A 14,468-nucleotide genomic window follows, 5' to 3' on the forward strand; every position below is an offset into this window, starting at 1 on the left:
TTCGGTCTCTCCTATTCAGTTCGCCGGACCCATCTTGCTACGAGAGTATTGCGGCTTTGGGCCCTTAGACGGCGCCTCGCAGCGGCAACCCCTCTCCACAGCCGTCGAATGATGGCGCTCGTATTTGATCGTGAAAGTTGGACCAGCCAGCACCAGCAAAGTACAGCGCCTTCAACAAGAGAAAGGCCAACGTCCCCCCTCTAGTCGGACGTCGGAGTAGCGGCAGTCCAGGCTCTCTCGTCAGGTATGCCAGGCTACGGACATCGCGGTCTGAAGACCGTTGTCATTTGGAACAACTTGATTGCTGGATGCGGTGGGGTCAAATCCCGAATTATTCGCAGAATAAGTAGCCATCGCCTGAACCAATTGCGAAACTTGGCTATCGAGCTTCATTCCTCCCGCAGTGATCTCCTGCAGCTGGCTAGAGCCGCCCGCAAACCAACCGTTCACCGTTACGTTTGTGTTCGTTCCCAAGAGATCGATTTTCAGATCGTTACCCGACTTTATAAACCATAGGTTTTCGTCGGTGATGCCTCCGGTAAAATCGAGTTCGTTGTTGGTGCCGGAGGCTGCGTTGGCGTAGATGGTCGCTTGGCCAGTGTTCGATGACGCCAGGTATGTATTGTTGCCGCTGCCGCCATTGGCTTTGTTGCCGCCTGTGACCGATTCGCTTCCGGAACCGAGTTCGAAGGTGTTTGACCCGAAGCTGCTACCAGTTATTGAGGCATTGGCGCTTCCCACCCAGGTGAAGGTAAGCGGTGCTCCCTGGCCCGCGGCGGGCTCTCCGATATGCATAGTGGTTCCGTCGCTGAACTTCAGTTGGTTGAGCCCACTCGACACGCCCCACGAATTGTTGTTCAGATCGCCATTGACGAGGATCGAGTCGCTGCTGTTGCGAAGTGCGACAGTAAGATCTCCCCAAGCATCGGTCTGCAGCAAGACGGCGCTGACGGTGATGCCAGCGCCAAATTGAACGGTTCCCGTACCACTATTTAGATTAACGATGTCATGACCGTCGCCGGAGTTGAACAGGATCGTGTTCTGGCCGTCGCCACCATTTCTGGTATTTCCAAATTGGATCGAATCCCCGCCGGGAGCGACTTCGAAGACGTTCGAACCGTAGTTGCCACCGGTAAGGGATGTCACGCCGGCGCTTGCGACCCACGTGAAGGTAAGCGGTGATCCCTGGCCTGCGGCGGGCTGTCCGAGATTCATAGTGGTTCCGTCGCTGAACTTCAGTTGACTGAGCCCGCTCGACACGCCCCACGAGTTGGTGTTCAGATCGCTATTGACGAGGATCGAGTCATTAGTGCCACGAAGCGCAACGGTAAGATCTCCCCAAGCATCGGTCTGCAGCAAGACGTCGCTGGCGGTGATGCCAGCGCCAAATTGAACGGTTCCGGTACCACTGTTTAGATTAACGATGTCATGACCGTCGCCGGAGTTGAACAGGATCGTGTTCTGGCCGTCGCCACCATTTCTGGTATTTCCAAATTGGATCGAATCCCCGCCGGGAGCGACTTCGAAGACGTTCGAACCGTAGTTGCCACCGGTAAGGGATGTCACGCCGGCGCTTGCGACCCACGTGAAGGTAAGCGGTGATCCCTGGCCTGCGGCGGGCTGTCCGAGATTCATAGTGGTTCCGTCGCTGAACTTCAGTTGACTGAGCCCGCTCGACACGCCCCACGAGTTGGTGTTCAGATCGCTATTGACGAGGATCGAGTCATTAGTGCCACGAAGCGCAACGGTAAGATCTCCCCAAGCATCGGTCTGCAGCAAGACGTCGCTGGCGGTGATGCCAGCGCCAAATTGAACGGTTCCGGTACCACTGTTTAGATTAACGATGTCATGACCGTCGCCGGAGTTGAACAGGATCGTGTTCTGGCCGTCGCCACCATTTCTGGTATTTCCAAATTGGATGAAGTCGCCACCGGGAGCGACCTCGAAAACGTTCGAACCATAATTGCCGCCGATAAGGGATGTCGCGCTGGCGCTTGCGACCCACGTGAAATTGAGCGGTGATCCCTGGCCTGCGGCGGGCTGTCCGACATTCATGGTGGTTCCGTCACTGAACCTTAGTTGACTGAGCCCGCTCGACACGCCCCACGAATTGTTGTTCAGATCGCTATTGACGAGGATCGCGTCACTGCTGTTACGCAATGCAACAGTGAGATCTCCCCAGGCATCGGTTTGCAGCAGGATGTCGTTGGCGGAGATGCCAGCGCCAAATTGAACGGTTCCGGTACCACTGTTTAGATTAACGATGTCATGACCGTCCCCGGAGTTAAACAGGATCGTGTTCTGGCCGTCGCCACCATTTCTGGTATTTCCAAATTGGATGAAGTCGCCACCGGGAGCGACCTCGAAAACGTTCGAACCATAATTGCCGCCGGCAAGGGATGTCACGCTGGCGCTTGCGACCCACGTGAAATTGAGCGGTGATCCCTGGCCTGCGGCGCGCTTTCCGACATTCATGGTGGTTCCGTCACTGAACTTCAGTTGACTGAGCCCGCTCGACACGCCCCATGAGTTGTTGTTCAGATCGCCATTGACGAGGATCGCGTCACTGCTGTTACGCAATGCAACAGTGAGATCTCCCCAGGCATCGGTTTGCAGCAGGACGTCGTTGGCGGTGATTCCAGCGCCAAATTGAACGGTTCCGACGCCGTTGTTTAGATTAACTGTGTCATGACCGTCGCCGGAGTTGAACAGGATCGTGTTCTGACCGTTACCTCCGCTATTGGTGTTACCAAATTGGATTGAATCGCCGCCACCGGGAGCGACCTCGAAGACGTTCGAACCATAATTGCTGCCAACCAACGAGGTGTTGGTAGCTGATCCGAGCCAGGTGAAGGTTATAGGCTGCCCTTGGCCCGACGCCGGCTCTCCAATGTTCAACACGGTACCGTCGCCGAACTTGAGCTGATGCAAAGTGCTCGACACGCCCCATGAGTTGTTGTTCAGATCGCCATTGACGAGGATCGAGTCACTGCTGTTGCGAAGTGCGACCGTGAGGTTCCCCGAAGCATCGGCATGCAGCAAGACATCGTCGGCGGCGGTGCCTGCACCCATCCGAACGATGCCCACAGTGGTGTCGAGCGTGACCTTTCCAGCGCCCAGGTTGAATACGTAATCGCTGGAGCCACCTGTACCGCTATTTAGGATGCTCAGAACCTGAGCCTGATTCCAGCTAACGCCGTCGGCAAAGGTCATCGACCGCATTTGGCCGCGGTTCGCAAAGTCGAACTGGCCCCTCACTGTGACCGTTTTGCCGGTGCTGCCGACCGTCAGCACAAGGTCCTCGCTTGTGCCGTTGCGCGACAGCGTCACGCCCGTCGAGGCAATATCGCTGAACACCAGGCTCGACAGACTGCCGCCATCATCGATGACATCGTTGCCACCCGCCGACGAGTAGACATAGGTGTCCGAGCCGCCGTCGCCATTCAGATACTTGTCGCCGACGCCGGCAACCAGCGTATCGTTGCTGTTGGCATAGCCGTAAACGCTGCCGGAAGCCGCCGCCGTTTCCTGGTTCAGCAGTGTCTGCTTGATAAATGCCGGCGTCCACACCACGCCGTCGGCAAAGGTCATCGACTGCATTTGGCCGTTGTGCACCCAATTGAATTGGCCCCTCACTGTGACCGTCTTGCCGGTGCTGCCGACCGTCAGCACAAGGTCCTCGCTTGTGCCGTTGCGCGACAGCGTCACGCCCGTCGAGGCAATATCGCTGAACACCAGGCTCGACAGACTGCCGCCATCATCGATGACATCGTTGCCGCCGGCCGACGAGTAGACATAGGTGTCCGAGCCGCCGTCGCCATTTAAGTACTTGTCGCCGACTCCGGCCACCAGCGTATCATTGCTGTTGGCATAACCGTAGACCCCCCCGGAAGCCGCAGCGGTCTCCTGGTTCAGCAGCGTCTGCCTGATATACGTCGGCGTCCACACCACGCCGTCGGCAAAGGTCACCGACTGCATTTGGCCGTTGTGTACCCAATTGAACTGGCCCCTCACCGTGACCGTCTTGCCGGTGCTACCGATCGTCAGCACAAGGTCCTCGCTTGTGCCGTTGCGGGAAAGCGTCACGCCCGTCGAGGCAATATCGCTGAACACCAGGCTCGACAGACTGCCGCCATCATCGATGATGTCGTTGCCGCCAGCCGACGAGTAGACATAGGTGTCCGAGCCGCCGTCGCCATTTAAGTACTTGTCGCCGACTCCGGCCACCAGCGTATCATTGCTGTTGGCATAACCGTAGACCCCCCCGGAAACCGCGGCCGTCTCCTGGTTCAGCAGCGTCTGCTTGATGTATGCCGGCGTCCACACCACGCCGTCGGCAAAGGTCACCGACTGCATTTGGCCGTTGTGTACCCAATTGAACTGGCCCCTCACCGTGACCGTCTTGCCGGTGCTACCGATCGTCAGCACAAGGTCCTCGCTTGTGCCGTTGCGCGAAAGCGTCACGCCCGTCGAGGCAATATCGCTGAACACCAGGCTCGACAGACTGCCGCCATCATCGATGATGTCGTTGCCGCCGGCCGACGAATACACGTAGGTGTCCGGTCCTCCTCCGCCATTCAAATACTTGTCGCCGACCCCAGCCACCAATGGGTGGTTCCAGGAGCTGCCGTCGCCGTAGGTGATGGCGCTCAGCTGGCTATGCGTATGGTTGGAATTGTCCAGCGACAGGTCCCCCGCGAACGTGATGCTGTCGCCGGTGTCGAGCAGCTTCACGGTAAGATCGCCGGCTGCGTCCGACAGCAGGATCACGTCCGAGGCCGAGATGTCCGATGCCAATCTGAGCGTGCCGCCTCCGGCGAGCGTGACGTTCGCCTGGCCGTCGCCCTTGTCGAACACGAAGACGTCGTTGGCTGTACCGGCCACCACTGTGTCACCGCCGGGGCCGAGATCGAACACGTTCGAACCATAGTTGGTACCGGTCAAAGTCGTGTTGCCGGCCGAGCCAGTCCACGTGAAAGTCACTGGCTTGGTCAAGTCCCAGGAGCTGCCGTCTCCAAAGGTGACGGCGCTGAGTTGGCTATGCGTCTGGTTGGAAGACAGGTCCCTCACAAACGTGATGCTCTCGCCGGTGTCGAGCAGCTTCGCGGTGAGATCGCCGGCCGCGTCCGATTGCAGGATCACGTCCGAGGCCGAGATATCGGACGCCATCCTCAGTGTGCCGCCTCCGGCGAGCGTCACGTTCGCCTGGCCGTCTCCTTTGTCGAATACGAAAACGTCGTTGGCCGTATTGGCTGTCACCGTGTCGCCGCCGGGGCCGAGATCGAACACGTTCGAACCATAAGTGCTACCGGTCAAGGTCGTGTTGCCAGCCGAGCCCGCCCAGGTGAAAGTCAGCGGCTGGGTCAAGTCCAAGGAACTGCCGTCGCCGAAGGTGATGGCGCCCAGCTGGCTGAATGTCTGGTTGGAAATGGAGCGCCCAAGATCCCGCACGAATGTGATGCTGTCGCCGGTGTCGCGCAGCTTCACGATAAGATCGCCGGCTGCGTCCGATTGCAGCATCGCGTCCGAGGCCGAAATATCCGACGCCATCCTGAGCGTGCCGCCTCCGACGAGCGTCACGTTCGCCTGGCCGTCTCCCTTGTCGAACACGAAGACGTCCGTCGTCGCGGCAGCTGTTACCGTGTCGCCGCCGGGGCCGAGATCGAACAGGTTTGAACCATAGTTGCTGCCGGTCAAGGTGGTGTTGCCGGCCGAGCCTATCCACGTGAAGGTCAGCGGCTGGTTCAAGTCCCAGGAGCTGCCGTCCCCGAAAGTGATGGCGCTGAACTGGCTATGCGTCTGGTTAAAGATGTTGTGTATCAGATCGCCCCTTACGGTGACGCTGTCGCCTGCATCCAGGAGCTTGACGATCAGATCGCCGGCTGCGTCCGATTGCAGGATCCCGTCCGAGGCCGAAATATCCGGCGCCATTTGCAGCGTAATATTGTCGCCGGTCGGGGTCAGGACAACCTGTCCCGCTCCTTTCTCAAAGATCGCGGTTTGGCCAGCATGAATGATCCCGAACGTTTTCGGAACGTCGACGACCGTTCCGTCGTCGAACACAATGCGTTCGATCCCGTCGCCCTGCTCGTTGGAAAATTCCTGGCTGACCGTGATGGTCTCACCGGACTGCTGCATTCGGATCAGCAAATCGGTCCCGGATCGTAGCATGCTGATGGCGTTACTGGCTATCCCGACCAGCCGCAGCGTATCGATCGCGGTCGATGGAGCGCCCCGATCTAAGATCTGGACGTCTCCGTCACCGGGTTTCCAAATGTAGGTATCGGACCAACGAGCATCTCCGACGAGAAGGTGCACGCCCGGGCTGGCGACCAACGGAAGATTCCCGGCGCCAAGCCCGAGGTTATGGATAGTATCGTGGCCGGGTGAGGCGATATAAACGGCCCTATTGAGGATCTGCGTCGCATTCAAAACAGTTCCATCGGCGAAGATGAACCTTTCGATGCCGGTTTTGTCCCCCGGGGCCCCCGTGTGACCATCGGTTGACGCGCCGGCGAACTCGCCGGCGACGGTCAGGCGCTCGCCGGTTGCGTTGTCGATGATGATGAGATCGATCTGTTGAGCGGCTGCAACCGCGAAGGTTACATCGCTCAGATTAAGGCCGCGCAGGCGCAGGGCGTCCGCCTTGACCCAAGCCGGGGAGTCGATCTCCGCAATCGTGTCATTGCCGTCACCGCCACCCCAGAAATAGACATCATTGCTCGCCGTTCCGGAGAGGGTGGTGTTGGGAGCCATGCCGTCGAACGAGCGCGCCGTGACGCCGTTTGGACTGGACGCAATCCCGCCGTCCGCCATCAGAACGAGGTCCGTTGCGTCCCAAATGGTTCCATCGTCGAACACGACGCGCTGGATAACGTTGGCAGGGCTCGTATCGGTCTGACCCTGCAGGACAATAGGGCTCTGGCCCGCCATGGTGAGGATCAGATCGTGTGCGTCAGGCGTTGGATTGCGAGTGACCCTCACGTCAGACGGTCTTACGCCCTTGATCTCGAGCGTATTGATCTGGTCATAGAAAACACCCTGGTCTCCATTCCCCTGAGGGGAGATCCAGGTTGGGCCGTCGCCGGAGGTCCAGACATAGGTATCGTTGCCGAGACCTCCGACGAGCGTCCGGGCGCCCTTTCCGGCATAGAGCGTATCGGAGCCATCGAAGCCATAGATGGTGACGTTCATGCCCGTCTGTTGCTGCTCCTGCGCCAGCAGCTTCGCCTCGATGTCGGCCTCGCTCCAGACGACGCCATCGGAGAACGCGATCCGCTGGATCGCCGCATCGGCGGGGTTGGTTCGGTAACTGAATGCGCTCGTGGAGCCGTAGTTGAACTCGTCCGCGATGGTGATCTGCCCCTGAGGCGAACCGTTCTTGCCGTCGATCTCGATGACGAGGTCGTTGATGCCTTTGCCCGGCCAGCGCAGCAGCGACACATCGGTCGAGGCAATGTCCGGCAATGACAGCGTGTCGACATAGCCGGAGCCCGGCGCCTTGTTCACCACGATCTTGTCGAAGCCGTCGCCGCGCCGGTAGACGAAAGTGTTGTTGCCTTTGCCGCCCTCAAGCACGTCGTCCCCGGGACCAGAGGTGATGGTTTCGTTTCCGTCGAACGCATAGATAGTGTTATTTCCGGTCGACAATGCCGCTTGATCGAGCAGCATCTGCTGCACTTGCGCCCTGGTCCATACGGTGCCGTCGTCGAACACGAGCTGATCGAACGGCAGCACATTGGCCGAGGAATTGTCGATCAGAAGGCCGCCGGAGGTGGTCTCCTTCGCCGAGATCAGAATGCCGGCGCCGCCGTCAGTGAAGATATCCGGAAAACGCACGCGCTGGATATCGACATCGGAAGACAGAATGCCCGAGACGCGGATCGTGACCGTGCCGCCCTGACCGTATTGCGGCGTGGCAATCGCGTAACCCTGCGACAGGCTATAGTCGTACTCGTAAGATCCGCCGTTCTGGTTAGCTACCAGGCTGGTGCCGGCCTGCAAGCGGGCCTGGACGTCGGCGGTGGTCCAGGTCGTGCCGTCGGCGAACACCACGCTGCCGATTGGAAAGCCGTACACCTGGTTGTCGACATAAGCGATCCGGTCGTTGGTCCCATCGAAGGTGAAAACCATGCTCGTGCCGAGCTGATAGATGTGGACCATGCCCGGTGTGATCGCGGCGCCGAAGTCGATCGTGTTGGCGCCGGTGTACCGGGGGTCGGCGACCACGTCGCGGCCATCGCCGGCGTCAAACTTTATCGTGTCGCCGCCACTGCCGATGATCACATCGCCGGGGGCACCCTGCATTGGCGGGTGGCTGAGCGAGGAGAGCACGTTCAAATTGGTCGCGTCGAGGGTGTCGGTGCCGCCGGTCCCCTGCATGACCAGGGCGTAGACGTCGTCGCGGGAAAGCACGGTTCCACCGGCAAACTGGAACGCAGTGATATCAGCGCCCGCAAACTCGTCGAGAATGTTGAGCGAGGAATTCGACCTCTTGAGTTTTACGATGAGGTCGGAGCCGAGCTTCGACCATTCGACGTCACTCTGGCTTACGTCCGCAGTGAACGCGACCGTGCCACCGAGGTCGTCGATGGTGTCGTGGCCGTAGCCGTGGCCGAACACGTAGGTGTCGTTGCCGTAGCCGCCGGCCAGGTAATTGTTGCCGGGACCGCTGTCCATCACGTCGGTATAATCCGACCCCAGAATGACGTTGTTCCCGGCTGTCTTGGCCAGCAGTTGCTGGCGGATCTGGTCGAACGTGATGAGAGTGCCGTCCGCAAACTGGAAATTCTGGACAACATCTGGAGCGAGACCGCCGACCCCGGCAAAGCCCCGAGCGAACTCCCCCTTGACCCACAGCGTCGAACCGTCGCTCAGCGTGACAACAAGATCGGGCGAGTTTCCGAGGCGAGCGAAGGTCACGTCTTGAGGCCGCACGCTGGCGCCGAACTGGATCGTTCTCGACGAGTCGCTCAGGGGGTTTCCCTGATGGTTCTGGACGACGTCGAAGGCGTCGCCGAAGTCGAAGACATAAGTTTTGTTGCCGTTGCCGCCGGATAGGTAGTGGATGCCGGTGCCGGGATCGAGCGTGTCGTTATAGTCGAAACCGTAGATCAACTTCTGTCCGGTGGTTTTGGCCTGCGCATCCAGCAGCTGGATGATCTGGTCCCAGGCGAAGCTGGATCCGTCGGCGAACGCGAGGCCTTCGATCCGATCGATCCAAATGGTTCCAACGACGCCGGTATATTCGGCCAGGAATTGACCAATGATGGTCAGCCGATCCGAGGTCCCGTTGATCGTGATATCGAGGTCGTTGGAATTGCCCTGGCGCGCGAAGCTCAGATCCGACAAGGCGATGCCTGGCCCGAACTTGACGTAGGCGGGCAAATTGTCCAGCGCCCAGGTCCGCTTTTGCTCGATCGTGTCGTGACCATAGCCGCGGCCGAAGAGATAGATGTCGCCGCCGCCGCCGCCGGACAGATAATGGCCGCCGCCCAGACCCGGATCGAGCACGTCCATGTCGGGCGTGCCGAGGATGATCTGATCGGTCGGGTCCGGATGCGAGACTGCCCAGGAGATGTCGGGCTTGTTCCACACCACCCCGTCGGAGAAGACGATCTGCTGCACCCCCATCTTGGGGTTCAGGTTGCCGCCGGCGAGCCCGGGCTTGATACCGATGAATTCGCCGACTACCCTGATCTGCTCGTTGGTGCCGTTGACGGTCAGGATCAGGTCGAGGCCGTCGCGGGTCGCGGTAACATCGGTCGAGCGCACATTGGTGAGGCGCAAGATGTCATCACCGCCGCTGCTGCCGCGGTCGGCATTGATCACGTCGTGTCCGAACGCGCCGCCCATGACGAAATTGTCGACCGATGTGTTGCTGGTGGTCACGGTCTGATCGCCACCGTGAAGATAGAAGATGTTCGGGCTACCCGACGGCCCCGCGATCGAGCTGCCGCCATCGATGATCTCGCCGGGCGGGACGCCCAGCGCTTCTCCGGCATGAACGATGCTGATCGGCAGGCCGACGCTCTCGTAGGACCGCACCATGCTGGCGAACTGATATCCATAGGTGACCAGGCGTCCTTCGCCGCGGTCGAAATCGCCGAGCACGATGTCGATGATCGGCTTCCATTGCGTCAGCCACGCGGTGGCACCGGCCGCATCCGCCGGCGCCGCGGCAAAAATGGCGCCGTACATCGGCGACAGTTCCTTGTCGCTGGTCGCCGAGAATTTGTCCGTCGATGAGTTGTAGACGAGGCCCGGGAAATACGAGGCGAGCGGTCCCTGCATCGCAAGCCGCACCGCCTCGAGATTCATCGCGGTCCATGCGCCGGTCACGAAAGACTGCATTGCGGCGAGCAGCGCGCCGGTATTGCCCAAGCTGCTATCGATCGGCAGCGGCGTGCCGAGGTAGCGCTCCATGAAGCCGATCTCGCCGGCTGTCAACACCGTCCAGCCAGGTTGCGCCATCACCTGCGCGAAGGTCGGACGACCGATGGTGTTGCCCTGCGCGTCGGTCACAGCATTGCCGCTGGCGAGCTTGAAATAGCCGCCGCCTTGCGGGTCGGTGAACCAATAGGCGAAATCGCTCACCGTGCTCGTGCCGCCGGAGTCGGTGTTGACCAGGATCGCCATGTCGGAATGGCCTGCGGCCGGGTCCAAGACCTGCAGATTGCCATTGGCGTCGGGCAGCGCCACGGCATGTGCCCATGCCTCAAAAATCGGCACTGCAGCGGCGCGCAGCGCGTTCAGATCGATTTGGTTCAAGTTGGAAAGATTAACGTTAATGGTGTCGATCAATGTTGGCGCAGCGCCTGCCTGCCCGGCTGTGGCCAGGGCCGGATCGATGGTCATGGCGACCCGCAGGTCGGTGAGCGTGCCGTATCCCTTCAGGTTGGGCAGCGCCGCCGCGGCCGCGCTCACGCTCTTGTCGCCTTTGTAGACGGAGTTGAACGGATCGGTCGAGAACGTCACGTCGTCGACCGCACCGGTAGTGCCGTCGGCACGCGTGAAACTGCCTGACGCGAGCACCGCGTTGCCCGCGATGCTCGTCCCGGTCGGCGCCGTGGACGCGACGTTGATCGACGCGATGCCGGCCTGCGCCAGCGTCATCAGTTCGCCGGGGTCGACCTTGCCGTCGCCGTTGCTATCGCGCCAGATGCGCAGCTGCGCATAGATCGGATCGCTGGCGTCAATCACTCCGTCGCCGTTGGTGTCATACTGCGCCAGCGCGGCGAATCCGCCGCCCTGCCCGCCCACGACCTCGCTGATGTCGTCGATCTGGCCGTTGCCGTTCTTGTCGATGACCAGGATGCCGTCGTTCTGCTCGAACCAGCCGGTATGCACACCAAAGCCGGTGTGGTTGGCATCGAACAGCGGTGCAGCAGCACTGACGCCGGTGAGATTGATGCCGCCGCCGGTGAGATCGAACACCAGCGGATCGTAGCCACCGGGAAAGAAGCACTTGCCGGTTCGCACGAAATACAACTCGTTGCCGAGCCTGAACGTCGTCGGGATGTTCTCTTCGTAGGGACGCTTCAGATCGAGCAGCTTTTCCGCGTCCGCGGAGGCCAGGCCGATGAAAATGCCGGCGGTCTGCTGGGTGAACGGGACGTTCGGGCCGCCCTGATAGTTCGCAACATACGTGATGTTGCCGAGCGTATCCTTGATGGCGAGTTCGCCGTGATTATCGACAGCATAGCTTGTGCCGTCCGGTCCGACGACCCACGGGCTCTCCGATCCGATTTGCCCCACCCCGCCGTGCTCGACGGTGCCGGCCGCGTTCACAATCTCATCGGTCGGCTTGGCGCCCTTGATGAGGATGTCGTTCGATATCACAAAAGCATCAAGCCCCTGACCCGCATTAATGACGGACCCGCGTCCGGCGTGCTTGAGAAAATTAGTGCCGTTCCCGAAATTGATGACGAGGTTGATGACCGAGCTGTCGATCGCGTCTTTGCCATTCCCGGTGTCTATCTGTTGAAGATGCGGAACATCGGCATTATCAAGTTTGACGGTAACGTCGGCATTTGGGAGGATAAGGTGTTCGAAGTTATAGGCGTACATTGAACCAAAGAGCGTCTTCGTTCTGAAGCTCAACGCCTCGTTGCCGCCGATGATTGGTCGGCTTTGAACGTTGACGCCAACTTGCATTGTGGAAAGGTCGAGGGTGTTAATCCCTTTTCCGCCATCGACAATACCCTGGATAGCTGGGAGATCGCTCATCTTGACAGTATCGTCCGCGTTGCCGGCTCGGACGATGATTCTTGACGACAGTGTCGTCGACGTCAGATCGATCGTGCTATTGTTGCCATTGATAGTGCCGGGAGCATCAAGCTTTCCCATGTAAATGGTAATTGAAGTAGTTAGGGCATTGTCCGTGTCGCTGGGATTGAAGTATGTATTGAACATACCATTCCAGTTTTGATAATAATTGCTGCTCATCCAGCCGTCCATTTGGCTAGATAGCGCCTGCAGATTCGCGACCGTCTGAGCACCGCCAACCGAATTGTGATTCATCACATAAGTTCGATTGTATTGACTCCACGGATTGTTGTCCGAAAGCAAGAAACTCCAGAATGCGGCGCTAGACGGCTTAGGCAGCGCCTGTTGCATCGCGTACATCGATGCAAAGACATCGTAAGTTCCGTAGGGGCTGGCTGATGGATCTAGAGTGGCAAAAGGTGTGTTGGTTCCGAAATAATCAAAAAGCGCGTTGCCGACCCATCCACCTTGTTCTTGTTTGAAATACCCATCAACGACAACGCGAGCGTCAGCCTGTGCTATCGTATCGATATCTGGAATTTTGCCATTATTGTTTAAGATGTCCTTCATGACATTGAAGGCGATGCCGTTCGACATCTTGTTGATCGTGCTGTCGCCCGGGTCTGTCCCAAACCGCAACTCATATTCAATTCTTGTATACTCTCTGGCCGTGAGAGCTTCGGCTGTTGCCGCGCCAGCGTTGATATTGGCCCCCGCGCGCAGAAACGTCCAAGCCGACTTGTCGACTCCGTCTATCGCTTGCGGGTTGCTTGGATCGCTGTTGTCGGTGATCCATCCGCCAACAGTCTTGTAGGCCCCGATGAACGCACCTTGCGTATCCGGCACACCTGTGGGGTCCTTCGCTAAGATCGCAACTTTCAGAGCGTCGATCTCTTGCTGCGTAAGGTTTGTGTTGTCGGCCGACACGAGACCGAGAACCTGAGCAATCTGAATAACCAATTGGTTGATCTGGTCCAGCGAAAGCACAAACGGATCGGCCATGCCTCAATCTCCCCATGTATCGGAACGACTAACTTCGTTGGCTATGGATTCTTGGTCAGACTGTCGAGCCACGCGCGGATATGCCTGTCGAAGACAAGGACGCCATCGGGTTCGTACATCGCACCTGGGGAAGCGACCTGCCCCGGTTCGATGATCGGCAAGTGGTCTTGCCGAAACTCGTATTGCACACTGAGTCCTCCGAGATATGAATAGGCAATCGGGGTGAAGCAATTGCGCCCTCGCAAATGACCCGGGTCTCCTCCACATGAGATTTCGATGGATGTGGGCGACTCATTGCCAATCCCAGGATAGACCAACCGATAAACCCGCGCTGACGGCGACGGATGGGGATCTGCACGAAAAGCACTGCGGGTGATCTCTTCGATGTAAGGCTCCGCCGTCTGCCTCAACGGCGGCGCATTCGGAAGGTCCAGCTTGGTCATACGACCTAGCGGAAGCTCGGCTTCATTCCTGATCACGAAAAACAAAAATGGTTGGCCGAGCGTGGCCGGTATATTCGCGGCGTCCAGCGTTAGTTTACTGAAATAGATGGAGGAAATCGTGACCGGCTGCGACGGACAGTTCGAGCCGAACCGTTCCGACAGAGGTGCGAGCGATGCGATATCAAGCCAACGCGGATCAACAAAGAGCGATAACGAGCCGACGACAAACTCGACCCGATGGCCGGGCGGACAAGCCTTGTTAAAATGTCCGGGTACTGGCGTCGGCAGTTTGTTCATCTTGCTGGAGTCTTGCGCAAAGGCGGACCCAAACACCATCGCTGACATGAAGCTCAGCACCGCGACGATTCCGCCTCGCTTGGCCAGCACACCCATCATGCCTCCGAACGCTTTCTATTTTCAGTCCCGCAGCCGAGATCGCCATCGCCATGTCGAGTTACAGTGCCATCGGGAGTTGCTCGTCGACCGCGTCCCGGGGCCGCACAGAGGGCGAGACGCGCGAGTGATCGACGACAGCGATGTCGTATAGATGGAACTTTCACTTGAGCTCCAACGAAAGGAAGATCAACTCTTTGCCAATCTCTGCCGGATTTGCCCGACAAAACGAAACTCCTTCTGCTCTCCGAGCAAAATTCGGAAAATGGAGAAATCGATCCAGCAACGTCCTAGCTCCAAAAACACTTCACTTGTTATTTTCAACGCTACGGCGACTCACGCGCTCCGACAAGTGAAGATTGC

2 protein-coding genes are annotated in these 14,468 nt (G+C 59.0%); both read right to left on the reverse strand.

The window, feature by feature from the left end; translation table 11 throughout:
• Window positions 1-240 precede the first annotated feature (240 nt).
• Window positions 241-13,269, reverse strand: coding sequence for a calcium-binding protein (locus B5526_RS09615; protein ID WP_079537986.1), 13,029 nt, complete (start codon window positions 13,267-13,269; stop codon window positions 241-243).
• 41 nt (window positions 13,270-13,310) lie between these two features.
• On the reverse strand, window positions 13,311-14,105 hold the full coding sequence (locus B5526_RS09620; RefSeq protein ID WP_154071236.1) for a hypothetical protein: 795 nt from the start codon (window positions 14,103-14,105) through the stop codon (window positions 13,311-13,313).
• Window positions 14,106-14,468 lie beyond the last annotated feature (363 nt).

The organism is Bradyrhizobium lablabi (assembly GCF_900141755.1).
GTDB lineage: Bacteria > Pseudomonadota > Alphaproteobacteria > Rhizobiales > Xanthobacteraceae > Bradyrhizobium > Bradyrhizobium lablabi_A.